20 protein-coding genes and 1 pseudogene are annotated in these 25,797 nt (G+C 53.2%); 17 read left to right on the top strand and 4 right to left on the bottom strand.

The window, feature by feature from the left end; all coding sequences use genetic code 11:
• Positions 1 to 150: 150 nt before the first annotated feature.
• Positions 151 to 2,997, top strand: a complete 2,847-nt coding sequence (gene rcsC / locus OGV38_RS05930; protein ID WP_103928396.1) for a two-component system sensor histidine kinase RcsC — start codon at positions 151 to 153, stop codon at positions 2,995 to 2,997.
• 111 nt (positions 2,998 to 3,108) lie between these two features.
• Here rcsC and rcsB read toward each other — a convergent pair whose 3' ends face one another.
• Together rcsB and rcsD are read right to left on the bottom strand one after the other, a co-directional pair.
• Entirely contained in the window at positions 3,109 to 3,759 is a 651-nt protein-coding gene (rcsB, locus tag OGV38_RS05935; RefSeq protein ID WP_003027592.1) for a response regulator transcription factor RcsB, read from the bottom strand.
• 16 nt (positions 3,760 to 3,775) lie between these two features.
• Positions 3,776 to 6,445: a phosphotransferase RcsD gene (rcsD, locus tag OGV38_RS05940; protein ID WP_016157016.1), complete on the bottom strand. Its 2,670-nt coding sequence runs from the start codon at positions 6,443 to 6,445 to the stop codon at positions 3,776 to 3,778.
• Between the two features lie 738 nt (positions 6,446 to 7,183).
• Here rcsD and OGV38_RS05945 point away from each other — a divergent pair.
• From OGV38_RS05945 to mgtE, 6 genes are all read left to right on the top strand, one after another.
• Positions 7,184 to 8,284, top strand: coding sequence for a porin OmpC (locus tag OGV38_RS05945; protein ID WP_016153787.1), 1,101 nt, complete (start codon positions 7,184 to 7,186; stop codon positions 8,282 to 8,284).
• A 115-nt stretch (positions 8,285 to 8,399) separates the two neighbouring features.
• On the top strand, positions 8,400 to 9,452 hold the full coding sequence (gene apbE, locus OGV38_RS05950) for an FAD:protein FMN transferase ApbE (protein ID WP_286473048.1): 1,053 nt from the start codon (positions 8,400 to 8,402) through the stop codon (positions 9,450 to 9,452).
• A 79-nt stretch (positions 9,453 to 9,531) separates the two neighbouring features.
• A complete protein-coding gene (ada, locus tag OGV38_RS05955) occupies positions 9,532 to 10,596 on the top strand; it encodes a bifunctional DNA-binding transcriptional regulator/O6-methylguanine-DNA methyltransferase Ada (RefSeq protein ID WP_269517359.1) in 1,065 nt (354 codons plus the stop codon).
• Positions 10,596 to 11,246, top strand: a complete 651-nt coding sequence (gene alkB, locus OGV38_RS05960) for a DNA oxidative demethylase AlkB (RefSeq protein ID WP_016153784.1) — start codon at positions 10,596 to 10,598, stop codon at positions 11,244 to 11,246. The genes ada and alkB overlap by 1 nt, the downstream gene beginning before the upstream one ends.
• A gap of 75 nt (positions 11,247 to 11,321) precedes the next feature.
• Positions 11,322 to 12,965 carry a multidrug ABC transporter permease/ATP-binding protein gene (locus OGV38_RS05965; protein ID WP_269517358.1) on the top strand — a complete coding sequence of 548 codons (1,644 nt, stop codon included), beginning with the start codon at positions 11,322 to 11,324 and terminating at the stop codon, positions 12,963 to 12,965.
• Positions 12,966 to 13,070: 105 nt separating this feature from the next.
• Positions 13,071 to 14,507, top strand: a complete 1,437-nt coding sequence (gene mgtE, locus OGV38_RS05970) for a magnesium transporter (protein WP_016153782.1) — start codon at positions 13,071 to 13,073, stop codon at positions 14,505 to 14,507.
• On the opposite strand, the gene OGV38_RS05975 is transcribed toward mgtE, so the two are convergent.
• Positions 14,470 to 15,717 (bottom strand): SulP family inorganic anion transporter, encoded by a 1,248-nt coding sequence (locus OGV38_RS05975; protein WP_269517357.1) that lies wholly within the window; start codon positions 15,715 to 15,717, stop codon positions 14,470 to 14,472. The two genes, mgtE and OGV38_RS05975, sit on opposite strands and share 38 nt — an antisense overlap.
• A 277-nt stretch (positions 15,718 to 15,994) precedes the next feature.
• Here OGV38_RS05975 and mqo point away from each other — a divergent pair.
• Positions 15,995 to 17,655: pseudogene (gene mqo, locus OGV38_RS05980) on the top strand (malate dehydrogenase (quinone)).
• 47 nt (positions 17,656 to 17,702) lie between these two features.
• Here the strand turns inward: mqo and eco are convergent.
• Entirely contained in the window at positions 17,703 to 18,200 is a 498-nt protein-coding gene (eco, locus tag OGV38_RS05985; protein ID WP_029139607.1) for a serine protease inhibitor ecotin, read from the bottom strand.
• 413 nt (positions 18,201 to 18,613) lie between these two features.
• Between eco and napF the strand changes: the two genes are divergently transcribed.
• The 9 genes from napF to ccmB are packed head-to-tail and all read left to right on the top strand — an operon-like array spanning position 18,614 to position 25,748.
• Positions 18,614 to 19,105, top strand: a complete 492-nt coding sequence (napF, locus tag OGV38_RS05990; RefSeq protein ID WP_016157008.1) for a ferredoxin-type protein NapF — start codon at positions 18,614 to 18,616, stop codon at positions 19,103 to 19,105.
• Positions 19,095 to 19,358: a chaperone NapD gene (napD, locus tag OGV38_RS05995; RefSeq protein ID WP_016153776.1), complete on the top strand. Its 264-nt coding sequence runs from the start codon at positions 19,095 to 19,097 to the stop codon at positions 19,356 to 19,358. Before napF ends, napD begins: the two co-directional genes overlap by 11 nt.
• Positions 19,355 to 21,841, top strand: coding sequence for a nitrate reductase catalytic subunit NapA (gene napA, locus OGV38_RS06000; RefSeq protein WP_016153775.1), 2,487 nt, complete (start codon positions 19,355 to 19,357; stop codon positions 21,839 to 21,841). Before napD ends, napA begins: the two co-directional genes overlap by 4 nt.
• Before the next feature lie 6 nt (positions 21,842 to 21,847).
• Positions 21,848 to 22,543, top strand: coding sequence for a ferredoxin-type protein NapG (gene napG, locus OGV38_RS06005; protein WP_016153774.1), 696 nt, complete (start codon positions 21,848 to 21,850; stop codon positions 22,541 to 22,543).
• The gene (gene napH, locus OGV38_RS06010) at positions 22,530 to 23,393 is read left to right on the top strand and encodes a quinol dehydrogenase ferredoxin subunit NapH (protein ID WP_016153773.1); all 864 of its coding nucleotides are present in this window, start codon (positions 22,530 to 22,532) and stop codon (positions 23,391 to 23,393) included. The genes napG and napH overlap by 14 nt, the downstream gene beginning before the upstream one ends.
• Entirely contained in the window at positions 23,390 to 23,839 is a 450-nt protein-coding gene (gene napB, locus OGV38_RS06015) for a nitrate reductase cytochrome c-type subunit (RefSeq protein WP_286473049.1), read from the top strand. Before napH ends, napB begins: the two co-directional genes overlap by 4 nt.
• 9 nt (positions 23,840 to 23,848) lie before the next feature.
• Positions 23,849 to 24,451, top strand: a complete 603-nt coding sequence (napC, locus tag OGV38_RS06020) for a cytochrome c-type protein NapC (protein WP_003027548.1) — start codon at positions 23,849 to 23,851, stop codon at positions 24,449 to 24,451.
• 20 nt (positions 24,452 to 24,471) lie between these two features.
• Entirely contained in the window at positions 24,472 to 25,092 is a 621-nt protein-coding gene (gene ccmA / locus OGV38_RS06025) for a cytochrome c biogenesis heme-transporting ATPase CcmA (protein WP_016153771.1), read from the top strand.
• Positions 25,089 to 25,748 carry a heme exporter protein CcmB gene (gene ccmB / locus OGV38_RS06030; protein WP_003027542.1) on the top strand — a complete coding sequence of 220 codons (660 nt, stop codon included), beginning with the start codon at positions 25,089 to 25,091 and terminating at the stop codon, positions 25,746 to 25,748. The genes ccmA and ccmB overlap by 4 nt, the downstream gene beginning before the upstream one ends.
• The last annotated feature ends 49 nt before the right edge of the window (positions 25,749 to 25,797 follow it).

A 25,797-nucleotide genomic window follows, 5' to 3' on the forward strand; every position in this document is an offset into this window, starting at 1 on the left:
TTTTTCAGGCAAACGACGATTATCACGGGTTAAGACAATGGTTTCAGAGCGGTGTATCATATTCCCGTAAAGAGAGGACATTGCGACGCCGGACATTTACCGCTACCTTAACCACACTCTATTAATGCCCTGAGGCGGAGCTTCGCCCCTTTGAAATACCTTGCTTCCGTTCATTCAACGCTAAAAGTCTCACGCTATCTGTTCAGGGCGTTGGCGCTCCTGATATGGGGGCTAATCGCATTTGCCTCCGTTTTCTACATCGTGAATGCGCTGCACCAGAGAGAGTCCGAGATTCACCAGGAGCTTAACCTCAGTTCCGATCAGGCCCAACGTTACATTCAGCGCACCTCTGATGTGATTAAAGAGCTGAAATATATCGCGGAGAATCGCTTAACGGCGGAAAACGGCGTGATGTCGTTGCGCGCGCGGGATGATAAAACCGCCGTGCCAAACTTCGAGCCGCTGTTTGCCGACTCCGACTGCTCGGTGATGGGCAACGCCTGGCGAGGTTCGTTGGAATCGCTGGCGTGGTTTATGCGCTACTGGCGGGATAACTTTTCCGCGGCCTATGATTTGAATCGTGTGTTCCTGATCGGCAGCGACAACCTTTGCATGGCCAATTTCGGTCTGCGTGATATGCCTGTCGAACGTGACGGGGCGTTGAAGGCGCTGCATGAGCGCATTATTAAGTATCGCAATGCACCGCAGGACGAAAACGGTAATAACCTGTTCTGGATTAGCCAGGGGCCGCGGCCGGGGATAGGCTATTTCTATGCGCTGACGCCGGTTTATCTCGCTAATCGCCTGCAGGCGCTGTTGGGTGTGGAACAGCCTATCCGCATGGAGAACTTTTTCACGCCGGGCAGTTTGCCGATGGGAGTGACCATCCTTGATGAAAATGGCCATGCGCTGATTTCGCTCACAGGCCCCGAGGGGAATATTAAGGCTGAACCTCGCTGGATGCAGGAGCGCTCCTGGTTTGGCTATACGTCGGGTTTTCACGAACTGGTGCTGAAGAAAAACCTGCCCCCGTCATCGCTAAGCATTGTTTATTCAGTACCGGTCGACCTGGTGCTGGAGCGGATCCGCATGATGATCCTGAACGCGATTCTGCTGAATGTGCTGGTTGGCGCGGCGTTATTTATGCTCACGCGCATGTATGAGCGGCGCATTTTTATTCCTGCGGAAAGCGATGCCCAGCGTCTGGAAGAGCACGAGCAGTTTAACCGTAAAATCGTGGCTTCCGCGCCGGTTGGGATTTGTATTCTGCGTACGATAGATGGCATTAACATCCTGAGTAATGAGCTGGCGCACACCTATCTCAACATGCTGACGCATGAAGACCGGCAACGGTTAACGCAAATTATCTGCGGCCAGCAGGTCAATTTTGTTGATGTGCTGACCAGCAACAATACCAATCTGCAAATCAGCTTTGTGCACTCGCGCTATCGTAATGAAAACGTGGCAATTTGTGTGCTGGTTGACATCAGCGCGCGCGTTAAAATGGAAGAGTCGTTGCAGGAGATGGCGCAGGCGGCGGAGCAGGCGAGCCAGTCCAAATCGATGTTCCTTGCGACGGTAAGCCACGAGCTGCGTACGCCGCTGTATGGCATTATCGGTAACCTTGATTTGTTGCAAACCAAAGAGTTACCCAACGGAGTGGATCGCCTGGTGACGGCGATGAACAACTCTTCCAGCCTGCTGTTGAAAATTATCAGCGATATTCTCGATTTCTCGAAAATTGAATCTGAACAGCTGAAGATTGAACCGCGCGAGTTTTCACCGCGCGAAGTAATGAATCATATTACGGCTAACTATCTGCCGCTGGTGGTTCGCAAACAGCTGGGGTTGTACTGCTTTATCGACCCGAATGTACCGGTGGCGCTCAATGGTGACCCGATGCGTTTACAGCAGGTGATTTCCAATCTGCTGAGTAATGCTATCAAGTTTACCGATACCGGCTGCATTGTGCTGCACGTGCAGTGTAACGAAGACTATCTCAGTATTCGCGTGCGTGATACCGGGGTTGGGATCCCTGCCAAAGAGGTCGTCCGCTTGTTCGATCCTTTCTTCCAGGTGGGAACCGGCGTACAGCGTAATTTCCAGGGAACCGGGCTTGGTTTGGCTATCTGTGAAAAACTGATCAGCATGATGGATGGGGATATTTCCGTCGATTCTGAACCGGGAATGGGTAGCCAGTTTATGCTGCGTATTCCGCTTTATGGCGCGCAGTACCCGCTGAAAAAAGGTATCGAAGGGCTTGTCGGTAAACGTTGCTGGCTGGCGGTGCGTAACGCGTCGCTGTACCAGTTTATTGAATCCAGTCTGGCGCGTAACGGGATGACGGTGCAGTGCTATGAGGGACAGCAACCGGATGCGGATGACCTGCTGATTGCCGACGATGTGCTGGAGCAGGCGTGGCAGGGACGCGCCGCGGTGATTTTCTGCCGTCGTCATATCGGTATTCCGCTGGAAAGGGTGCCCGGGGAGTGGGTGCACAGCGTGGCATCGCCTCACGAATTGCCCGCGCTGTTGGCGCATATCTACAGCCTTGAGCTGAGCAGTGAAGAGCTTTCAACGGCGTTGCCAGCCCCGGATAAAGTTGCTGCAACTAACGATGACATGATGATTCTGGTGGTCGACGATCATCCTATCAACAGGCGTTTACTGGCCGATCAGTTGGGATCGTTGGGATATCAGTGTAAAACCGCGAATGACGGCGTGGACGCACTCAATGTACTGAGTAAAAACCATATCGACATCGTGCTGAGCGACGTTAACATGCCGAACATGGATGGTTATCGTCTGACCCAGCGTATTCGCCAGTTAGGATTAACCCTGCCGGTTGTCGGCGTGACGGCCAACGCGCTGGCTGAAGAGAAGCAGCGTTGTCTGGAGTCAGGTATGGATAGCTGTTTGTCTAAGCCGGTGACGTTAGATGTATTGAAGCAAACGCTGATGGTCTATGCGGAAAGAGTGAGAAAGGCGCGGGAATAAAAGAGGCCGGATGGGGCGTTTGCCTTATCTGGCCTACGGAACACGTACAACATCGTGTCATTCGTAGGCCTGATAAACGCCGTGCCATCAGGCACGTCGATGTTAAAAGAATTACTCTTTGTCTGACGGACTCAGCGTGACGGAAGAAAGGTAATTCAACAGGGCGATATCGTTTTCCACACCGAGTTTCATCATTGCCGACTTTTTCTGGCTGCTGATGGTTTTAATACTGCGGTTGAGTTTTTTCGCGATTTCAGTAACCAGGAAACCTTCGGCAAACAGGCGTAGAACTTCGCTCTCTTTCGGTGACAGACGTTTGTCGCCGTAGCCGCTGGCGCTGATTTTTTCCAGCAGACGAGAAACGCTTTCCGGGGTGAATTTCTTACCCTTCTGCAGCGCGGCAAGCGCTTTCGGCAGATCTGTTGGCGCGCCTTGCTTCAGGACAATTCCTTCAATATCGAGATCCAGTACCGCGCTCAGGATTGCCGGGTTGTTGTTCATGGTGAGAACAATAATCGACAGGCTCGGGAAATGGCGCTTGATATACTTAATTAACGTGATCCCGTCACCGTATTTATCTCCCGGCATGGAGAGGTCGGTAATCAACACATGAGCATCTAACTTAGGCAAATTGTTGATCAGTGCAGTGGAGTCTTCAAATTCGCCGACAACGTTTACCCACTCGATTTGCTCAAGTGATTTACGAATACCGAACAGTACAATCGGGTGGTCATCGGCAATAATTACGTTCATAGTGTTCATGTATTGGGCTACCTTGCTACAGCAAGCTCTTGACGTAATCGTCAATGTCGCTGATGTATTTTTCTATACCTGGAGCATCTTTCTCTTGAATAAGATGTTCCAGCGCTTCACATAACTGCTTGCCGGGTACCAGATTAAGCATGGCAAACACGCCTTTCAGGCGATGGGCCGTTTGGGCTAACGCAGCGAAATCGCTGGTTGCTGCCTCAGTATACAACCTCTTAACATCATCCGGTACTGTGTCTACAAAGAGTGCATAGTAACCACTGGCATGAAGTTCGGCGTTTTCATCTCCGCCGAGGGGGAGTTCCTGGATCTCTTCTTGTGCCAGCTGCTCTTCTATCAGCTCGAGGACAGCTTCCTGCATAGCATTGCTCATATTAAAGTTGACGCGCAGCTGACCAGGGCCAATTTTCCGCACGCCAGACTCATCATCGCTTAAAAGAAGGCCTGAGGCAGTAAGATTAGACGGATTATCTGTTAAAAAGAGATCATATTCTTGACTATTCAACCGCTCATCAGGCGTGATGCAGGTTGCTCCCCAGTTCTCCAGTTGGCGTAATACGATGCTGCGTACGTCATTAGAGGTGACATCAACCATTATGCAGACGTCATCTAACAAACGCTCTTCACTTTCAGCATGTTGATCGTGCAGCGGCATTTTAACATGGACTATATAACGTGTTCCAAGTTCTTCCCGCGCTTTAATGTTCAGGTGTCCACCTAGCTTGCGGGCGAGCTGATCGCATAACCAGAACGTCAGCGGGTTGGCCTTGCTATACCGATCGCCCTGGGTGTCATTGATGAACGGGAAGTGCAGGTTATCAACTTCATTCAACGTGACACCTTGCCCGGTATCCAGAATGCGGAAGGTCAGGCGTTCAGTCTCCGATTCATCCTGGTCGACTTCCAGCGTGATTTTGCCAATTTGCGTGGTGGTTACCGCATATTGGATCAGCAACAGCAAAATACGGCGCAGGGCATCGCGGTCGCCGCGGCGTTCATCATGGGCGCTAAGGTGATTTTTAATCAGTAGCTGCAGCCCTTTACGTTTAATGGCTGGCAGAACCTCCGGAACCACGTCATCAATTAACGACTGCACGGAAAACAGCGTCGATTCACTTTTCCAGGCGTCGCTTTCCAGCAGGTTGGCCAACTGGATTTCATCTACCATACGCACCAGAACGTCTGCCTGATTGGCCAGTTTCTGGCTGTCCGGGCTATTCAGTGCGGCAGCATTAGCGGCAAGTGTTTTCGCCGGGTCTTTCAGTGCGCTGCCGATATTCTGCATAAAGGCCGCCCGGGCCTGCTGGTTTTTCTCATACAGTCGCTGCGCTTGTTTCAGCTTCTTATTAACCAGCACTTCGCGGTCCTGGTCACGAATAATAAAGATCTGCGTTCTCGAGGAGATCTGGCTGCGGAACAGCCGGATTTCATACAGCTCATTATTGATGGTGGCCTGAATCACCCCCTGATGCTGCTCCGCCATACTGGTAATGTTTTGCAAATTTAAATGCGGTAACAGGTGGTCGGCAATTTTATTGCTGATAACCGTGCGGTTTGCTTCTTGATCGTGCACCAGCAAGCCCAGAGGCAGCAGGGACACAATCTCTTCATTGATGGCGCGCAGAACACGCAGTTCATTATTTGCCGCAAGGTTTGGTGCCACTTCGGTGGAACGGGCAGGGAGGTGGCGAAAGGTGGTATAGCCAAACAGCGCCAGGGCCAACAAAGCAATGTTGAGTAACAGCGGCAGCAGAATGCTTTGTAAGGTGTCGAGCAGCAATGAGCCAAACGGAACCTGCCACACCAGCCGCATATCCGTTGAGTTTAGCGCCGAAGAGATCTCAATTTTACTGTTGTTGAAATTAATGCTGACACTGTCAGGCGACTCTTTTTCATTCAGATGCTCGGTTGTTGACGTGGCATCTGGAACCAGATGGAAGCTGTCCAGCGGCATGCCGGGTGGGATCAAGTCATTAATCGGCAGGTCAAAGGCGACAACCGTTGCCAGATGTCCAGGCTGATTAAAGGTCGTGCGTAGCGTGAAGTAATGCCCGTTCTGCCACGCCAGACGGCGCAGTGAAGAGAAGCTTTCACGTTCATCCAGCGCATTGGCCTGTTGTAACATTTCCGCGCGCCGTGAATCGACAATATTACCAATCGTCGACTCTTTAAAACCGGAAGTCAGATCTTTTAGCGGCAGCGTTGAGATAAGGATCAGGCTATTGTCCTGACCATTCAGGTAATACATAGACCACGGAACATTTTCCGCGCCCCACAGCGTATCAAGATAGGTTGAGATGCGTTGGGTCATCTCCAGCGTAGAACTGTCATGGGAACCGAAAATCAGCGCCTCGGTCTTTCTGCGCGGTTTCTCAAGATAATAGACGTCTTGTTTCAGACGCGTTTCCTGCAGTCCTTCTGCACCAGGTGAACTGGCCGTAGCGGCAATATTGTCATAGATTTGCCAGGTCACGTATCGCCAGGTATCGACCCTTTTATGAATGGCATGGGTGATATCGACAATCTGATAGCTCTTATCCTTTAACCAGGTGTTGACGGCGCTCTGGACCATAACGCCCATCATCACCAACAGCACAACGATCAGTAATAAGAAGAAACGGGTAATACTTCCCGGTAGCAGGGAGAATCGGGTAGAAGCCGTTGTGTCAGACTGACTCATTCGTGTTTATGACCTGTTAAACGACGCGAAAGATGATGGGGCAGTATAAAGGGTAATATATGAATTGCCACACTTACACCACGCCGGATGGCCCGCATTTTTTACGCTCCATTCTGTTGCAGCCATCACTATCCAAAGGTGTACAGTGGATAAAGGCGGGTACAAATATTTATACGGAATGTATACATTTAGCATTAAATAACAAGAAATTATTAATCAGATTTATATCTGAATACGACGCAATGAGATAGTTAATAGTTGTTATAGTTTTGCATCGGTAGCACAGAACGGTAAGTTTTGTGTAAAGAAGGGTAAAAAAAAACCGAACGCGAAGCATTCGGTTGAAATAGGGGTAAACAGACATTCATGAATGAATGACGGTAATAAATAAAGTTAATGATGATAGCGGGTCTATTTTAGTTGCGAGTGAAGATTTTGTTTTGTCATTCAGTGCTATAACTATTTTCAATGTAACTTATTGATTTTAAATTTAATTAAAACAGTTCTTGATTATTTGTGCTTATTTTGCCTGTTTTTTGATTTTAAAAAAGTTCCCTCTTATTAATATTTTGAAACATCTATGTCGATAAATGAAACACCTTAAAAGTTTTAGTATCATATTCGTGTTGGATTATTCTGTGTTTTTGCGGAGAATGAAGTTGCCGACTGGTTAATGACCTTAATCAGTATGCAGTGGCATAAAAAAGCAATAAAGGCATATAACAGAGGGTTAATAACATGAAAGTTAAAGTACTGTCCCTCCTGGTACCAGCACTGCTGGTAGCAGGCGCAGCAAATGCGGCTGAAATTTATAACAAAGACGGCAACAAATTAGACCTGTACGGCAAAGTCGACGGTCTGCACTATTTCTCTGATGACTCCACTAAAGATGGCGATCAGACCTATATGCGTATCGGCTTCAAAGGCGAAACCCAGGTTAACGACCAACTGACCGGTTACGGCCAGTGGGAATACCAGATTCAGGGTAACTCCTCTGAAAACGAAAACAACTCCTGGACCCGTGTGGCGTTTGCTGGTCTGAAATTCGCTGACGTAGGATCTTTCGACTATGGTCGTAACTATGGCGTAGTTTACGACGTAACGTCCTGGACCGACGTTCTGCCGGAATTCGGCGGCGACACCTACGGTTCTGACAACTTCATGCAGCAGCGTGGTAACGGCTTCGCGACCTATCGTAACACCGACTTCTTCGGTCTGGTTGATGGCCTGAACTTTGCCCTGCAGTACCAGGGTAAAAACGGTAGCCCGGAAGGCGAAGGTATGACTGGTGTGACCGGCAACGGTCGTGATGCGCTGAGTCAGAACGGCGACGGCGTTGGCGGATCTATCACTTATGATATCGGTGAAGGCTTCGCGCTGGGTACTGCAGTCACCAGCTCCAAACGTACTGACGAGCAGAACCGTCTGAACTTCGGTACCGGTGACCGTGCTGAAACCTACACTGGCGGTCTGAAATACGACGCGAATAACGTTTACCTGGCAGCACAGTACACCCAGACCTACAACGCAACGCGTGCGGGCAACCTGGGCTGGGCTAACAAAGCACAGAACTTTGAAGCTGTTGCGCAGTACCAGTTCGACTTCGGTCTGCGTCCGTCCGTGGCTTACCTGCAGTCCAAAGGTAAAGACCTGAACAATGGTTACGGCGACCAGGATATCCTGAAATATGTTGATGTTGGCGCGACCTACTACTTCAACAAAAACATGTCTACCTATGTTGATTACAAAATCAACCTGCTGGATGACAACCAGTTCACCCGTGATGCTCGCATCTCTACCGATGATATCGTAGCGCTGGGTCTGGTTTACCAGTTCTAATCTGCGCTCATGTCGTTAAAAGGCCCTGCGGGGCCTTTTTTAATGCCGTTTTTTCGTCGTACAAACAACGATTTTTGGTGTACTCTTGCGCCCGTTCGCATGAGGATAATTACGTATGGAAGTGAATTTCTATCGCGCAGCACTACTGGCTGTGACGATCTTTTTTGTCGGGTGCGATGAAGCCCCGAAACCTGCCCAGACCACACAACCTGCCACCGTTCTGGAAGGTAAAACCATGGGCACTTTCTGGCGGGTCAGTGCGGTGGGCGTAGATGCCAAACGCGCCGGGGAACTGCAGGTGAAGATCCAGGCTCAGCTGGATGCCGACGATCAGCTTCTCTCTACCTATAAAAATGATTCTGCGTTAATGCGTTTTAACCTGTCGAAAAGCCTGTCGCCATGGCCGGTTAATGATGCTATGGCCGATATCGTGACTTCGGCGCTACGCATTGGCGCAAAAACCGGTGGGGCCATGGATATTACCGTGGGTCCGTTGGTCAATCTGTGGGGCTTTGGCCCGGATCAGCAACCGGTGCATATTCCTACGCAGGCGCAAATTGACGCCGCAAAAGCGCAAACCGGGCTTTCACATCTGAAGGTTGTTAATGAGGCGCATCGGAACTACCTGCAAAAAGATTTGCCCGAGCTGTACGTGGATCTCTCGACCGTTGGCGAAGGTTATGCCGCCGATCATCTGGCACGATTAATGGAGCAGGAAGGGATCGCCCGTTATCTGGTATCCGTTGGTGGAGCATTGAACAGCCGCGGTATGAATGCAGATGGGCTTTCGTGGCGAGTCGCGATTCAGAAACCGACCGATCGCGAAAACGCGGTGCAGGCAATTGTCGACATTAACGGGCATGGCATTAGCACCTCCGGCAGCTACCGTAACTATTATGAGCTGGATGGTAAGCGCCTTTCCCATGTTATTGATCCGCAAACCGGTCGTCCGATTGAACACAACCTGGTATCTGTAACGGTAATCGCACCAACGGCGCTGGAGGCTGACGGCTGGGATACCGGATTGATGGTTCTCGGCCCGGAAAAGGCCAAAGAGGTGGTGCGTCGTGAAGGACTCGCGGTCTATATGATTATAAAAGAGGGCGAGGGGTTTAAAACCTGGATGTCGCCGCAGTTTAAAAGCTTCCTGCTCAGCGAAAAAAATTAAAAAGCAAGATTGCGGGTTTTTGTATCCGGCTATGGGGACACACTAAGGCTAAGCGCTATGCTTAACAAAGGAGTCCATAATGAAAAATCGTTTACACATAACTGATGATGACCGCTGGCAGTCCGTTGTGGATCGTGACGCCGACGCTGACGGTCAGTTTGTTTTCGCCGTCCAGACTACCGGTATTTTCTGCCGTCCGTCCTGTCGGGCGAAACATGCCCTGCGCAAAAATGTCAGTTTCTTTGCCGATGCCCGGCAGGCGCTGGCCGCCGGTTTTCGTCCCTGTAAACGTTGTCAGCCGGATAAAGACAGCGCCCACCAGCATCGGCTGGAGAAAATAGCCCACGCCTGCCAGTTGCTGGAGCAGGAATCTCCCCTCACGCTGGACGAGCTGGCGCAGCAGGTGGCGATGAGCCCGTATCACTTACATCGCCTGTTCAAAGCCACAACGGGCATGACCCCCAAAGCGTGGCAGCAGTCCTGGCGAGCCCGCCGTCTGCGCGATGCCCTCGCGAAAGGCGTTCCGGTAACGCAGGCAATTCTCAACGCCGGATTTCCCGACAGCAGCAGCTACTACCGAAAAGCGGATCAGACGTTAGGCATGACCGCAAAGCAATTTCGTAAAGGTGGCGACAACGTTTCTGTACGCTATACCCTGGCAGATTGCTCTCTGGGTCGCTGTCTGGTGGCGGAAAGCGAACGCGGTATCTGCGCGATCTTACTTGGTGATGATGACGCTACGTTGGTTGCGGATCTGCATGGGCTGTTTCCGGCCGCTCAGGATGTGCCAGCAGATACCGATTTTCAGCAGCGCGTGCGCGAAGTGATCGCCGCAATCAATGCGCGTGACGCGCCGTTATCGCTGCCGCTGGATATCCGCGGAACCGCATTTCAGCAGCAGGTGTGGCAGGCGTTGCGCGCAATTCCGTGCGGCGAAACGATGAGCTACCAGCAACTGGCCAGCGCCATCGGCAAACCGAAGGCGGTGCGTGCGGTGGCCAGCGCCTGTGGGGCGAATAAACTGGCAATCGTCATCCCGTGTCACCGGGTGATCCGCGGCGATGGCGCGCTTTCGGGCTACCGGTGGGGCATTGCGCGCAAAGCACAGTTACTGCAACGTGAAACGACTGGCGAGGAAACATAATGCTCGATCTCTTTGCGGATGCGAAACCCTGGCAGGAGCCGCTGGCGTCAGGCGCGGTTATTCTGCGACGCTTCGCTTTTGACTGCGCACCGTCTCTGCTGCAGGCGATAGCCGCTATCGCCAGACAGTCGCCGTTTCGCCAGATGGTGACGCCCGGCGGCTACACGATGTCGGTGGCAATGACCAACTGCGGTCGTCTGGGTTGGACGACGGATCAACATGGTTACCTTTATTCTCCTTTTGATCCGCTAACCGGCGCGCACTGGCCGCCGCTGCCGGATGCATTCGCTGACCTGTGCCAACAGGCAGCGACGGCGGCGGGCTATGCTGATTTTCAACCCGATGCCTGTCTGATTAACCGCTACACGCCAGGGGCAAAACTGTCCTTACATCAGGATAAAGACGAACCCGACCTGCGGGCGCCGATTGTCTCGGTGTCGCTAGGATTGCCGGCCATCTTTCAATTTGGCGGCTTGCGCCGTAATGACCCCTTAAAGCGTTTGCTGCTGGAACATGGCGATGTGGTGGTGTGGGGCGGTACTTCGCGGCTGTTTTATCATGGGATCCAGCCGCTTAAGACGGGGTATCATCCGTTGACCGGAGACTGTCGCTACAATCTGACGTTTCGTCAGGCGGGTAAAAAAGAATAAAAATAAGAATTATTATTGCTGTCAGCGAAGAGATGTTTAAACTGCGGGCTGTTATTACTTGTCCGGGTTGTTCGCATGGAACTTTTACTTCTTGTCTGGCGGCAGTATCGCTGGCCATTTATCAGCGTCATGGCGCTCAGCCTCGCCAGCGCTGCGTTGGGGATTGGGCTGATTGCGTTTATCAACCAGCGTCTGATTGAAACAGTCGACACCACGCTGATGGTGCTGCCGGAGTTTCTTGGCCTGTTGCTGCTATTGATGGTTGTCACTCTCGGCTCTCAGCTGGCGTTGACCACGCTCGGCCACCACTTTGTCTACCGCCTGCGTAGCGAATTTATCAAACGTATTCTGGATACCCACGTCGAGCGTATTGAACAGCTTGGCAGCGCCTCGTTGCTGGCTGGTTTAACCAGCGATATTCGCAACATCACCATCGCCTTTGTTCGTCTGCCTGAGCTGGTGCAGGGGATTATCCTGACCATCGGATCGGCGGCGTATCTGGCGATGCTGTCGACCAAAATGCTGCTGGTGACGGCTATCTGGATGGCAATCACCATCTGGGGGGGATTTGTACTGGTGGCGCGGGTGTATAAGCACATGGCTACCCTGCGCGAAACCGAAGACAAGTTGTACAACGATTATCAGACGGTGCTGGAAGGGCGCAAAGAGCTGACGCTCAACCGCGAGCGCGCCGAGCATATCTTTAATCAGATGTACGTCCCGGATGCCAAAGAGTACCGTCACCATATTATTCGCGCCGATACCTTCCACCTGAGCGCGGTCAACTGGTCAAACATTATGATGCTGGGCGCCATTGGTCTGGTGTTCTGGATGGCGAATAGTCTGGGCTGGGCTGATACCGCCGTGGCGGCGACTTACTCACTGACGCTGTTATTCCTGCGTACGCCGCTGCTCTCTGCCGTTGGCGCGCTACCGACCCTGCTCACTGCGCAGGTGGCTTTCAACAAGCTGAATAAATTCGCACTGGCACCTTTTAAGGCCGAATTCCCGCGGCCAACCGCTTTTCCAAACTGGCAAACGCTGGAACTGCGTAACGTGGTTTTCCACTATCAGGATAATGCCTTTTCCGTAGGGCCGGTCAATCTGACGATTCATCGCGGTGAACTGATCTTCCTGATTGGCGGCAACGGCAGCGGGAAATCTACGCTGGCGATGTTACTGACCGGGCTATACCAGCCGCAGTCAGGTGAAATTTTGCTTGATGGTAAGGCCGTGGCCGTTGACAAGCCGGAAGATTATCGCAAGCTGTTCTCCGCCGTGTTTACCGACGTCTGGCTGTTCGACAAACTGCTGGGGCCGGAAGGTAAAGAAGCCAATCCGCAGCTGGTAGCGAAGTGGCTGGAACATCTGAAGATGGGTCACAAGCTGGAGATGAATGATGGTCGCATCCTCAATCTGAAGCTGTCGAAAGGGCAGAAGAAACGCGTGGCGCTGCTGCTGGCTCTGGCGGAGGAGCGCGACATCATTCTGCTGGATGAATGGGCTGCCGATCAGGATCCCCATTTCCGTCGTGAGTTCTATCAGGTCCTGTTACCGCTGATGCAAGAAATGGGTAAAACTATCTTCGCCATTAGCCATGACGATCACTATTTTATTCACGCCGATCGTCTGCTGGAAATGCGTAACGGACAGTTGAGTGAACTGCTGGGCGATGAGCGTGATGCCGCCTCGCGTGACGCGGTGGCTCGCACCGCATGATCCCACATGCCACCGGTTTTTTATCCACCCGGCGGCACTGTTTATTGTTATTTACATAAATCGGCATCATGATTAATGATATTTCATATCATGGATTTATGATTAATGCCTGTAACAAACAAAAACAGCGCCAGACTGCGTGATGAAGAGCGTGCGCGTCTTATCTGGCTGCTGACCACTGATAAAGCCGTTGTTTCAACGTTATTGGGCAAGCTTACCCTGGCTGAGCAATATGACGTCGGTACGTTAGCCGACGATATTGCTGAGGTAGGGGCGCTGGTCGCCCACCTGCCGCCGCCCGATTTGGCGGATACCCTCGAAGCATTACCTTCTGAAGAGCGTCACGCCCTGTGGCGGCTGGTCGAAAGTGAAAAGCGCGGTAACGTCCTGCTTGAGGCGTCAGAAAACGTCTGGGACGACCTGATCGATGAGATGAGCGACCGTGAGCTGCTGGATGCGTTGCAATACCTTGATATCGACGAACAGATTTATCTGGTTCAGCACCTCCCTCGTAACCTCACGGGTCGACTGCTGGCGACGTTACCGGCCGAGGAGCGGGCGCGCGTCCGCCAGGTGCTGCACTACGAGAAGAATCGCGTCGGTGCGATTATGGAGTTCGAAGTTATCACCGTGCGTCCGGACGTGACGCTGGAAGTGGTGCAACGCTACCTGCGGCGGCTGGGTAAAATGCCGGAGAACACCGATAAACTCTTCGTGACCGACCGCAATAAAGTGCTGGTCGGGGAACTGACGCTCACCTGTATTCTGCTCAATGATGTGCAGCGAAAAGTCAGCGAGGTGATGGAAGATGATCCACTCACCTTTTCTCCGGAAGATATCGCCGAACACGCCGCGCGAACCTTTGAACGTGACGACCTGGTCAGTGCCGCGGTCGTTGACTCTTCAGGAAAACTGATGGGCCGTTTAACCATCGATGAGATCGTCGATGTGGTCTATGAAGAAACTGATACCGATCTGCGTCGAATGGGCGGCTTAAGCGCCGGAGAGGATGTGTTTGCCCCCGTCACGAAAGCGGTAAAAACCCGCTGGGCGTGGTTGGCCGTTAACCTTTGTACCGCCTTTATTGCTTCGCGAGTGATCGACGGCTTTGAACATACAATTTCGCAACTGGTCGCGCTGGCCTCGCTGATGCCGATTGTGGCGGGGATCGGCGGCAACACCGGGAATCAAACCATCACCATGATTGTTCGCGCGCTGGCGCTACAAAATATTCAGCCGGGAAACCTGACGTTTTTGATCCTGCGCGAAATGGGCGTGGCGTTGATTAATGGCCTCGTGTGGGGCGGAATTATGGGCGGCATTACCTGGTGGCTGTACGATGACATGGCGCTCGGCGGCGTAATGACCCTGGCGATGATGCTCAATTTGCTGATGGCGGCGTTGATGGGCGTTATTATTCCGATGACGATGGTGAAGCTCGGGCGCGACCCGGCGGTCGGCTCGAGCGTCATGATTACGGCAATCACCGACACCGGTGGTTTCTTTATTTTTCTCGGTCTGGCAACGCTGTTTCTGATGTAGCCGCACGTTTGCCTCTGACGATACGCGGCAGAATGAGCATCGTCATCACCCCGGCAACCACGCCAAGCGCCAGGTTGCCGGTTGACACCGTTGCCGCGACGGTCATCAGCATCACCAGCGTTTCAGTAACGGGGAGTTGCCGCAGCGTAGCGGGCTGGATGCTGTGCCAACTGAAGGTTTTCACCGCCACAATCACCATAATTCCCGCCAGCACTGACATGGGGATTTTCGCCATTACTTCGCTTAACGCAGTGACCAGCAACATCAGCACCAGCCCGGCGGCGACCGTCGAGACGCGGCTGCGTCCTTTGCCCATCTCGACGTTAACGATGGTTTGACCAATCATCGCACACCCGGCGATGCCGCCATAAAAACCGGCCAGAATATTGGCTATCCCCAGCCCGGCACTCTCGCGATTCTTATTCGACGGCGTAACCGTCAGGTCATCCACCAGACGGGCGGTTAACAGCGACTCCATTAATCCGACAAAAGCGATGCTCAGCGCGCAGGGCCAGATAATCGCCAGCGTTTGCAGGTTGAGCGGTACCAATAACTGCGTGAATCCCGGCAGGCCGCCGCGCATTGAACCTTCGTCACCGACGGTCGGTAATAGTTGTCCGCTGGTGACAGTGAACACCGTCAGCAGCACGATGGCGATAAGCGGCGCGGGGATCGCTTTAATAAACCGCGGAACCCACAGCACAATCAGCAGGGTCAGGACAAACAGCCCCCAGATTAGCGGGCTTTTACCCCAGAAATGCGGGACCTGGGCAAAGAAAATCAAAATACCCAGCGCGTTCACAAAACCGGTCATGACGGCTGTGGGAATGAATCGCATCAGACGCGCCATCCCCAATATGCCAAACAGGATCTGAATAATCCCGGCCAGCACCACCGCAGGCAGGATGTACTGGACGCCGTGTTGATGCACCATCGGGCCAATCACCAGCGCGACCGATCCTGCCGCTGCGGTAACCATTGCCGGACGGCCACCTAAAAATGACATTGCCAGGCACAGTACGACTGAGGCTATCAGGCTGACTTTAGGATCGACGCCGGCGATAACGGAAAAAGAGATCACTTCCGGGATCAGCGCCAGGGCGGTTACCACACCGGCCAGCGTTTCGCGAACCAGTAAACGGGGTTGGCGCAGCACTGCGCGCGTCGCGTGCTCCGCTACTGCGACAGAGGAGGGTTGAGTGGCAGACATCGTTACTCTTAGGTCAAAAATGGCCCGGTACAGCAGACCGACAGGCATCCGTGCGGTGAATAGCAAAGCGCAGCATAGTACCTGTCTGACGGATCGGTTTCCAGAAATGATTGTCAATAACCGTATAAACTATCAACGTATTAATAACATTTTTAAAAATTAAATATAATTTATAAACAATATTTAAATATTTTTACTTAAGTGTTACCGTTGATACCGCTCGATTTTCACCTGCATTAAAAGCAAAAAGCGATACTAAAAGTAAGGCATTAACATTATGAAAAAAGTGACTGCCATGCTCTTCACCATGGCCGTTGGGCTGAATGTTGTCTCGATGGCGGCAAAAGCGAAAGCGGCGGAAGAGCAGGAAACGGATGTACTGTTGATTGGCGGCGGCATCATGAGCGCCACGCTGGGAACCTATTTACAGGAGCTGGAACCGCAATGGTCAATGACCATGGTTGAGCGACTGGATGGTGTAGCGCAGGAAAGCTCTAACGGCTGGAATAACGCCGGAACAGGCCACTCCGCACTGATGGAGCTGAACTACACGCCTAAAAAGGCCGACGGTAGCATCAGCATTGAAAAGGCAGTCGAAATCAACGAAGCCTTCCAGATCTCCCGCCAGTTTTGGGCCTATCAGGTCAATAATGGCGTAATGCATGAACCACGCTCATTTATCACCACCGTTCCGCACATGAGTTTTGTCTGGGGTGACGAGAACATGAACTTCCTGCGTGCCCGTTACACCGCACTGCAGCAGAGCACGTTATTCCGTGGCATGCGTTATTCCGAAGATCACGCGCAGATTAAAGAGTGGGCGCCGCTGGTCATGGAGGCCGCGATCCGAAGCAGAAAGTCGCGGCAACGCGTACCGAGATTGGTACTGACGTAAACTACGGCGAAATCACGCGCCAACTGATTGCCTCGTTGCAGAAAAAGCCCAACTTTGCGCTGCAGCTGAGTACCGAAGTGCGTGGCTTTAAACGCAATGCCGACAATAGCTGGACCGTCACGGTCGCCGATCTGAAAAATAACGAAGCGGAACACGATATCAAGGCGAAGTTTGTCTTTATCGGTGCCGGTGGCGCTGCGCTGAAGCTGTTGCAGGAAACCGACATTCCGGAAGCGAAAGGTTATGCCGGATTCCCGGTTGGCGGGCAGTTCCTGGTTGCGGATAATCCGGACGTGGTGAATCGCCACCTGGCGAAAGTGTACGGTCAGGCCTCCGTTGGCGCGCCGCCGATGTCCGTGCCGCACATCGATACCCGTATCCTTGATGGCAAACGCGTCGTGCTGTTTGGGCCATTCGCGACATTCTCCACCAAGTTCCTGAAAAACGGTTCATTGTGGGATCTGCTCAGCTCGACCACCACCTCGAACTTTATGCCGATGGTCAACGTGGGTCTGGATAACTTCGATCTGGTGAAATATCTGGTAAGCCAGGTGATGCTCAGCGATGACGACCGTTTTGCCGCGCTGCAAGAGTACTATCCGCAGGCGAAAAAAGAAGACTGGCGTTTATGGCAGGCGGGCCAGCGTGTGCAGATCATTAAAAGTGATGCGGAGAAGGGCGGTGTGCTGCGTCTGGGTACCGAAGTCGTCAGCGATAAAGAGGGCACCATTGCCGCGCTGCTGGGCGCTTCTCCGGGGGCATCAACTGCGGCGCCGATAATGCTGCATCTGATGGAAAAAGTGTTTAAAGATAAAGTGGCCAGCCCTGAATGGCAGGCGAAACTGAAAACCATTATTCCGTCTTATGGTACCAAGCTGAACGGTAACGTTGAAGCTACGGAACAAGAGCTGCAATACACCAGTGACGTTCTGGGGCTGAAATATGACAAGCCGCAGGCTGCTGATGAAGCGCCGAAACCTCAGCTGAAACCTCAGGCACAACCGCAGCCTGAGCAGAAAGCTGTAGCGGATATCGCACTGTAAATAAAATGCCGGATAAGGCGGTACGCCGCCCTCCGGCACATTCTTACTTATCGCGCGACTGCGTCCTGAATCTTCTCTTCCGCTTTCCAGATACGGTATTTCACTTCCACGTTCTCCGGCGTATAGACCACAATCGGTAACTTGCTGTTGTAGCGCAGCATGCCGTCATCACCCAGATACGCGGTAATAAATTTCTTCTCTTTCTTACCGTCCGGGCAGGCCATCATGGTTGAAACCGGAGACGTCACTTTGTCGAAGACATAGTAGTCATATCCCCAACCTTCCAGCGTTTTGCTGTCCAGTTCTCCGCCCAGGCGGTGTTGGTTGCAGTCAACTTCCAGCGTTTGTCCGATAAGCAGTTCTACTTTCAGAGTAGATTCATCTTTCTCAGGAGTAAGCTGGATAACCTGGCGCTTCATACCCTTTTCCGCCTTAGGATAAGGGGCGACTTTTTCCAGCGGCTGAGCGCCGGCATCGTTACTGGCAGCCCATGCAGAGGCGCTGGCAAAGGCGGCGAAAAGTACGGCAGGGACAATTGTTTTCATCTTATTGTTCACAGTGTTTCCTTTCTTCTGTCTTATGAACGAGTCTGGGGCAGGTTAACATATTTACATAATCGATTAATCTGTATTTACTTATATTTTAAGTGTATTTGGTAGAGGTCTGCTTTCAGACTAGCGATATATTCTAAGAATAATCTTAATTATAAAATCATTCTCTTTTTGAGTGGTTCGTTATATACAGTGTTATATAACTCATTGAAATGTGAGCAAAAGCGCATTTTTTCCCGCCAACTCAACACTCCTTTGATCCGGCAACAGCATTTACCCCGATTGGGGTATGCACCTCTAACACATCCTGAAATATCTTACGACTAAAAATAACTACTCATAAATAGTGCAGTTTTTTATGGCGTTCACCCCACCAGCGGAGGGCGTCATTATGGAAGGACAATGTCATGGTTGATTTATCCCGTCGAGGCATGTTGACAGGCAGTTGGCGAAACGCCAACTCAGGGATCCGTCCGCCCTGGAGCAAGGAAGACTCTCACTTTCTGGCCCATTGCCTTCGTTGTGACGCCTGCATCCAGGCGTGTGAAACCGACATCCTGCAGCGAGGCCAGGGCGGTTACCCGAGCGTAAATTTCAAACACGGCGAGTGTAGCTTTTGCTATGCCTGCGCAGAGGCCTGTTCTGAATCCCTTTTTCTTCCGCGCCACACCAGGGCATGGGATCTGAATTTTACGATTGGGGAAAACTGTCTCGCACATCAGTCCGTTGAATGTCATCGCTGTCAGGATAGCTGTGAACCCATGGCCATAACCTTTCGTCCCACGCTGTCCGGCATTTATCAGCCGCAGCTCGACAATCAGGACTGTAACGGATGTGGCGCATGTGTCGCTATCTGCCCGGTATCAGCCATTAACGCGGAGTACAACCATGGACAATAACTGGCAGGTCTGCAGCCTGGTCGTTCAGGCCAAAAGTCAGCATATCAATGATATCGCCACGCAGTTGCGTTCGTTCCCAGGTTGCGAAGTTGCACTCAGCGATGTGGAAAGCGGTCAACTGATCGTGGTGGTGGAAGCTGAGCACAGCGAAACGTTAATGAAAACTATTGAGTCAGTGCGCAACGTTGCGGGCGTGCTGGCGGTGTCGCTGGTTTATCACCAGCAGGATGAGCAAGGTGAGGAAACACCATGAAACTCAGTCGTCGTAGCTTTATGAAAGCTAACGCCGTTGCGGCCGCTGCGGCGGCTGCCGGGTTAAGCGTGCCGGGCGTAGCCCGTGCGGTAGTCGGTCAGCAAGAAGCCATCAAATGGGACAAAGCCCCGTGCCGTTTTTGCGGGACGGGCTGTGGCGTATTGGTCGGGACGCAGCAAGGGCGTGTTGTGGCATGCCAGGGCGATCCGGATGCGCCGGTTAACCGTGGGCTTAACTGCATCAAAGGTTACTTCCTGCCGAAAATCATGTACGGAAAAGACCGTTTAACGCAGCCGATGCTGCGCATGAAGGACGGTAAGTATCACAAAGAAGGCGAGTTCACCCCGATTAGCTGGGACCAGGCCTTTGACGTGATGGAAGAGAAATTCAAAACGTCCCTGAAAGAGAAAGGCCCGGAGTCTATCGGTATGTTCGGCTCGGGTCAGTGGACGATTTGGGAAGGTTATGCCGCTGCCAAATTGTTTAAAGCGGGTTTCCGTTCGAATAACATCGACCCGAACGCGCGTCACTGCATGGCGTCAGCGGTAGTCGGCTTTATGCGTACCTTCGGTATGGATGAACCGATGGGCTGCTATGACGATATCGAGCATGCAGATGCTTTCGTCCTGTGGGGCGCGAATATGGCGGAGATGCACCCGATCCTGTGGTCGCGCATCACCAACCGTCGTCTGTCCGATCCCAATGTTAATGTCGCGGTGCTCTCCACCTTCCAGCACCGCAGCTTTGAGCTGGCGGATAACGGCATGGTCTTCACGCCGCAAACCGATCTGGTGATCCTCAACTACATCGCTAACTACATCATTCAAAACAATGCGATCAACCAGGATTTCTTTAGCAAGCACGTTAATCTGCGTAAAGGCGTGACGGACATTGGCTACGGTCTGCGTCCAACCCATCCGCTGGAAAAAGCGGCGAAAAACCCGGGATCCGATGCCTCTGAGCCGATGAGCTTTGAGGATTACAAAGCCTTTGTTGCCGAGTACACGCTGGATAAAACCGCCGAAATGACCGGCGTACCGAAAGATCAGCTGGAACAGCTGGCGCAGCTGTATGCCGATCCGAAGAAAAAAGTCATCTCCTACTGGACGATGGGCTTCAACCAGCATACCCGCGGCGTGTGGGCCAACAACCTGGTCTATAACCTGCACCTGTTGACCGGTAAAATCTCCCAGCCAGGCTGTGGTCCGTTCTCTTTGACCGGTCAGCCTTCCGCCTGCGGTACCGCGCGTGAAGTCGGTACGTTCTCCCACCGTCTGCCTGCGGACATGGTGGTTACGAACGAAAAACACCGCGATATCTGCGAGAAGCACTGGAATATTCCGGCGGGGACCATTCCGGCAAAAATCGGTCTGCATGCCGTGGCACAAGACCGTGCGCTGAAAGATGGCAAGCTCAATGTCTACTGGGCGATGTGTACCAACAACATGCAGGCCGGTCCGAACATCAACGAAGAGCGTATGCCGGGCTGGCGTGATCCGCGCAACTTCATCATCGTCTCCGATCCGTACCCGACGGTCAGCGCTCTGTCGGCCGACCTGATCCTGCCGACCGCGATGTGGGTAGAGAAAGAAGGTGCTTACGGTAACGCGGAACGCCGTACACAGTTCTGGCGTCAGCAGATTAAAGCGCCGGGTGAATCGAAATCGGATCTGTGGCAACTGGTGCAGTTCTCTCGTCGCTTCAAAACAGAAGAAGTGTGGCCGGAAGCGCTGTTGGCACAGAAACCGGAACTGCGCGGAAAAACGCTGTATGACGTCCTGTTTGCCACGCCTGCAGTGACGAAATTCCCGGTGGCTGAACTGGCTGAAGATCAACTGAACGATGAATCCCGCGAGCTGGGTTTCTATCTGCAAAAAGGGCTGTTCGAAGAGTACGCCTGGTTTGGCCGCGGTCACGGGCATGATCTTGCGCCATTTGACGATTACCACAAAGCGCGCGGTTTACGCTGGCCGGTCGTTGAGGGCAAAGAGACCCAGTGGCGCTACAGCGAAGGCAACGACCCTTACGTGAAAGCGGGTGAAAGCTACAAGTTCTACGGTAAGCCGGACGGCAAAGCGGTCATCTTCGCGCTGCCATTTGAACCTGCCGCAGAAGCGCCGGATAAAGAGTACGACCTGTGGCTGTCTACCGGACGAGTGCTGGAGCACTGGCATACCGGCAGCATGACGCGTCGCGTACCTGAGCTGCACCGTGCTTTCCCGGAAGCTGTGCTGTTTATCCATCCGCTGGATGCAAAAGCACGCGATCTGCGCCGTGGCGACAAAGTCAAAGTGGTTTCCCGTCGTGGTGAAGTTATCTCGATAGTTGAAACGCGCGGGCGTAACCGTCCACCGCAGGGGCTGGTCTACATGCCGTTCTTCGACGCCGCACAGCTGGTGAACAACCTGACGCTGGATGCGACGGATCCGCTCTCCAAAGAGACGGATTTCAAGAAGTGCGCTGTGAAACTGGCGAAGGTGTAACGCGTTATGTCCCGGTCAGCAAAACCCCAAAATGGCCGCCGCCGCTTTCTGCGCGATATGGTTCGCGCAGCGGGCGGACTGGCCGTCGTTGGCGTGGCGCTGGGGTTGCAACAGCAAACCGCACGTGCAACCGGCGTGCGGCTGCGCCCGCCAGGCGCACTGAGCGAGGAGGCATTCGCCAGTGCCTGCGTGCGCTGTGGTCAGTGCGTTCAGGCCTGCCCGTATGACACGCTGAAGCTGGCGACGCTGGCCTCAGGGCTGGCTGCCGGTACGCCGTATTTTGTCGCGCGTGATATTCCCTGCGAAATGTGTGAAGACATTCCGTGCGCCAAAGTTTGCCCCAGCGGCGCGTTGGACAGGGACATTGAATCTATTGACGATTCACGCATGGGGCTGGCGGTACTGCTGGATCACGAAAACTGCCTCAACTATCAGGGATTACGCTGCGACGTTTGCTATCGCGAGTGCCCGAAAATCGATGAGGCTATCACCCTTGAGCTGGACCGCAACATGCGTACCGGCAAGCATGCGCGGTTTATTCCGACCGTACACAGCGATGCCTGTACCGGCTGCGGGAAATGCGAAAAAGTCTGCGTCCTGGAGCAGCCAGCAATAAAAGTGCTGCCCCTGTCGTTGGCGAAAGGGGAGTTAGGACACCATTACCGCTTCGGTTGGCTGGAGGGGAACAATGGCAAATCGTAAACGTGACGCCGGGCGTGAAGCGCAGGCAAAAAAAGGATGGTGGAAGAGTCATCGCTGGCTGGTGCTGCGTCGTCTGAGCCAGTTTCTGATACTGGCGATGTTCCTTAGCGGCCCGTGGCTTGGCGTCTGGATCCTGCATGGCAATTACAGTAGCAGCCTGTTGCTGGACTCCATCCCGTTCACCGATCCGCTGATTACCCTGCAAAGCCTGGCCAGCGGACACCTGCCGGCGACGGTTGCGTTAACGGGGGCGGTCATCATCACGGTGCTGTATGCCCTGGCGGGTAAGCGACTGTTTTGCAGTTGGGTTTGTCCCATGAACCCTGTCACCGATTTAGCCAGTTGGTTGCGCAGAAGGTTTGACCTGAATCAGTCTGCAACCCTGCCGCGCCATATACGGTACGTCCTGCTGGTGGTTATCCTGGTCGGTTCCGCCGTGACCGGTACGCTGCTGTGGGAGTGGATAAATCCAGTCTCTCTGCTCGGACGGAGCCTGGTCATGGGATTTGGCAGCGGGGCGCTGCTGATCCTCGCGCTGTTTTTATTTGATCTACTGGTCGTTGAGCATGGCTGGTGCGGGCATCTTTGCCCACTGGGTGCGCTGTATAGCGTGGTGGGGAGTAAAGGTGCATTAACCGTTTCGGCAAAAGAACGTAACAGATGTAACCGCTGTATGGATTGTTTTCATGTTTGCCCGGAACCGCATGTGCTACGTGCGCCGGTGCTGGATGAGCAAAGTCCGGTGCAGGTAACCAGCCGCGATTGCATGGCCTGCGGTCGCTGTGTGGATGTCTGTTCTGAGGATGTTTTTACAATAACAACACGATGGAGTTCGGGAGCGAAATCATGAAAAGCCATGACCTGATTAAAGCGCTGAGTCAATGGACGGCTGCGCTGGCCCTGGTAGTCAGTGTGGCCGTTTGGGCTGCAAACGGAGTGGATCTGAGCCAGTCACCGGAAGTCTCAGGGACACAAGAAGGGGCGATTCGCATGCCGAAAGAGCAAGTGCGTATGCCGCTGAACTATGTGAATCAGCCGCCGATGGTTCCGCACAGCGTTGAAGGGTATCAGGTGACGACTAACACTAACCGCTGCCTGCAATGTCACGGTGTGGAAAGCTATCGCACCACCGGTGCGCCACGTATCAGTCCGACGCACTTTATGGACAGCGACGGTAAGGTATTGGCTGAAGTCGCGCCGCGTCGTTATTTCTGCCTGCAATGTCACGTGCCGCAGGCTGACGCCGCGCCGATTGTTGAAAATACCTTCACCCCCTCGAAAGGTTACGGGAAATAAGAGGTCATTATGGAAAATTCTAACCGTAAACCAGGCTGGATTAAGCGCGTCTGGCAATGGTGGCGTCGCCCCAGCCGTCTGGCGCTCGGCACGCTGTTGTTAATCGGCTTTGTGGGCGGCATTATTTTCTGGGGCGGCTTTAATACCGGTATGGAAAAGGCCAATACAGAAGAGTTCTGCATTAGCTGTCACGAAATGCGCAATACGGTGTACCAGGAATACATGGAAACCGTACACTACAACAACCGTAGTGGTGTGCGAGCGACTTGCCCTGATTGCCACGTCCCACATGAGTGGGGTCCGAAAATGATTCGTAAGATCAAGGCCAGTAAAGAGCTGTACGCGAAAGCACTGGGGCTGATAGATACACCGCAGAAATTTGAAGACCATCGTTTAACGATGGCGCAAAATGAGTGGCGGCGTATGAAAGATAACAATTCGCAAGAGTGTCGAAACTGTCACAACTTCGAGTTTATGGATTTAACCGCCCAGAAAGGCGTTGCGGCCAAAATGCACGACCAGGCCGTGAAAGACGGGCAAACCTGTATTGACTGTCATAAAGGGATAGCGCACAAACTGCCTGATATGCGCGAAGTCAAACCGGGATTTTAACAGGATGTAGATAACCAGGTATGCTTGAAGCCAGAGAATTACTTTGCGAGCGGGATGACAGAATACTGTTCAGCGATTTGTCATTTCGCGTCAACGCAGGGGAATGGGTACAAATTACCGGCAGCAACGGCGCAGGGAAAACCACTTTGCTGCGGTTACTTACCGGGCTGGCGCGTCCCGACGCAGGGGAGGTTTGCTGGCAAGAGCAACCGCTGCATCACGTGCGGGACAGCTACCATCAACAACTGCTGTGGATCGGACATCAGCCGGGGATAAAAACCCGGCTTTCGGCGTTGGAAAACCTGCGTTTCTTCCACCATGACGGCGACGTCGCACAGTGTCTGGCTGCGCTGGCGCAGGCGGGGCTTGCCGGATATGAAGATATCCCGGTGAATCAACTCTCCGCCGGACAACAGCGGCGCGTGGCGCTGGCCCGTTTGTGGCTGACCCGCGCCCGGCTGTGGATCCTCGACGAACCCTTTACCGCCATTGATGTGAACGGCGTTGAGCGACTGACTCAGCGTATGGCGCAGCATACGGAGCAGGGCGGTATTGTTATTCTCACCACCCACCAACCACTCAATGTAGAGACCGATAAAGTGCGACGTATTGCGCTGACCAGCGAGAGGGCAACGCAATGATGTGGCGAATCTTCCGTTTAGAACTACGAGTTGCGTTTCGTCATAGTGCGGAAATCGCCAATCCTTTATGGTTCTTCCTGATTGTTATTACGCTGTTCCCGCTGAGCATTGGGCCGGAGCCGCAACTGCTGGCGCGTATTGCGCCGGGCATCATCTGGGTTGCGGCGCTGCTGGCGTCGTTGCTGGCGCTGGAGCGCCTGTTTCGTGATGATCTGCAGGACGGCAGCCTTGAGCAACTGATGCTGCTGCCGCTGCCGCTGCCGGCAGTGGTGCTGGCGAAAGTGATGGCGCACTGGGTCGTGACCGGCCTGCCGCTGCTGATCCTCTCGCCGCTGGTGGCGTTGCTGCTGGGCATGGATATGTACGGCTGGAAAATTATGGCGCTGACCTTGTTACTCGGGACGCCGACGCTGGGCTTCCTCGGCGCGCCGGGCGTGGGGTTGACGGTGGGCTTAAAGCGCGGCGGCGTGCTGTTAAGCGTGCTGGTACTTCCGCTCACCATACCCTTACTGATTTTTGCGACCGCGGCGATGGATGCGGCTTCCATGCACTTACCGGTTGAAGGGTACATGGCGATTCTGGGCGCGTTGCTGGTCGGCAGCGCCACGCTAAGCCCGTTTGCCACAGCTGCGGCGTTACGGATCAGCGTGCAGTAGCGCAGTTGAGATATGCAGGCCGGGCAAGGTGCTCCGGCACAATGGATAT

The organism is Citrobacter sp. Cb080 (assembly GCF_030334745.1).
Taxonomy (GTDB): domain Bacteria; phylum Pseudomonadota; class Gammaproteobacteria; order Enterobacterales; family Enterobacteriaceae; genus Citrobacter; species Citrobacter braakii.

Coding starts and splice junctions, on each gene's coding strand:
- napA (WP_016153775.1), top strand. CDS start 19,355: ATGAAACTCAGTCGTCGTAGCTTTATGAAAGCTAACGCCGTTGCGGCC.
- ccmB (WP_003027542.1), top strand. CDS start 25,089: ATGATGTGGCGAATCTTCCGTTTAGAACTACGAGTTGCGTTTCGTCAT.
- eco (WP_029139607.1), bottom strand. CDS start 18,200: ATGAAAACAATTGTCCCTGCCGTACTTTTCGCCGCCTTTGCCAGCGCC.
- napC (WP_003027548.1), top strand. CDS start 23,849: ATGGAAAATTCTAACCGTAAACCAGGCTGGATTAAGCGCGTCTGGCAA.
- napD (WP_016153776.1), top strand. CDS start 19,095: ATGGACAATAACTGGCAGGTCTGCAGCCTGGTCGTTCAGGCCAAAAGT.
- rcsD (WP_016157016.1), bottom strand. CDS start 6,445: ATGAGTCAGTCTGACACAACGGCTTCTACCCGATTCTCCCTGCTACCG.
- rcsB (WP_003027592.1), bottom strand. CDS start 3,759: ATGAACACTATGAACGTAATTATTGCCGATGACCACCCGATTGTACTG.
- mgtE (WP_016153782.1), top strand. CDS start 13,071: ATGCCTGTAACAAACAAAAACAGCGCCAGACTGCGTGATGAAGAGCGT.
- OGV38_RS05975 (WP_269517357.1), bottom strand. CDS start 15,717: ATGTCTGCCACTCAACCCTCCTCTGTCGCAGTAGCGGAGCACGCGACG.
- napG (WP_016153774.1), top strand. CDS start 21,848: ATGTCCCGGTCAGCAAAACCCCAAAATGGCCGCCGCCGCTTTCTGCGC.
- napB (WP_286473049.1), top strand. CDS start 23,390: ATGAAAAGCCATGACCTGATTAAAGCGCTGAGTCAATGGACGGCTGCG.
- apbE (WP_286473048.1), top strand. CDS start 8,400: ATGGAAGTGAATTTCTATCGCGCAGCACTACTGGCTGTGACGATCTTT.
- napF (WP_016157008.1), top strand. CDS start 18,614: ATGGTTGATTTATCCCGTCGAGGCATGTTGACAGGCAGTTGGCGAAAC.
- OGV38_RS05965 (WP_269517358.1), top strand. CDS start 11,322: ATGGAACTTTTACTTCTTGTCTGGCGGCAGTATCGCTGGCCATTTATC.
- ccmA (WP_016153771.1), top strand. CDS start 24,472: ATGCTTGAAGCCAGAGAATTACTTTGCGAGCGGGATGACAGAATACTG.
- napH (WP_016153773.1), top strand. CDS start 22,530: ATGGCAAATCGTAAACGTGACGCCGGGCGTGAAGCGCAGGCAAAAAAA.
- OGV38_RS05945 (WP_016153787.1), top strand. CDS start 7,184: ATGAAAGTTAAAGTACTGTCCCTCCTGGTACCAGCACTGCTGGTAGCA.
- ada (WP_269517359.1), top strand. CDS start 9,532: ATGAAAAATCGTTTACACATAACTGATGATGACCGCTGGCAGTCCGTT.
- alkB (WP_016153784.1), top strand. CDS start 10,596: ATGCTCGATCTCTTTGCGGATGCGAAACCCTGGCAGGAGCCGCTGGCG.